The organism is Roseibium sp. RKSG952 (genome assembly GCF_009711355.1).
Map to the genome: position 1 here is coordinate 1 of NZ_SMMF01000333.1, position 626 is coordinate 626.

Below are 626 nucleotides of genomic sequence, written 5' to 3' on the forward strand. Positions count from 1 at the left end.
GTTTCCTGCGCATCCAGAAGCGGCAGATCCCCCAGACGGGTCGAGGGCGCAACGGCCACAGCCTCGAGCACACGCGTGAACATCGCCGCAATGCGCTCTGCCGTTGCCGGATCAAACACCTGCCGCGCATAGGTCAGATGCCCGCTGATCCCTTCAGACGTTTCGGCAAGGCTCAGGCTCAGTTCGAACTTCGCCGCGACCGCGCCCGCATTTTCCAGCGCAACCGCACGCGTTCCGCCGAAGGCCAGCCCCACATCCCGGTCCGGCGTGTTCTGCAACACCAGCATCACCTGGATCACCGGTGCATGGCTCAACGCCCGCGCCGGGGCCACCGCCTCCACCACAAGCTCGAACGGCACCGCCTCGTGGGCATAGGCGTCCAGAACCATCTGCCGGGTTGTGTCCAGATGCGCCTCGAAGGTTGTCTCGAGATCAATCCGGTTCCTGAGCGCCAGCGTGTTGACAAAGAACCCGGCCAGGCCCTCAAGCTCCTTGCGCGGACGCCCGGCAACCGCCGTGCCCACCGCCACATCGCCCCCCGCCCCAAGCCGCGACAGCAGCGTGGCAAAGGCCGCCTCCAGAACCATGAACAGCGTCGCCCCACGGGCCCGCGCCAACCGGTTCAG

At 66.8% G+C, this 626-nt stretch carries 1 protein-coding gene; it reads right to left on the reverse strand.

What is annotated here, in order from left to right; genetic code table 11:
• Positions 1-626, reverse strand: a 626-nt coding sequence (locus E1297_RS00920) for a condensation domain-containing protein (protein ID WP_155132739.1), incomplete at both ends; no start/stop codon positions are given.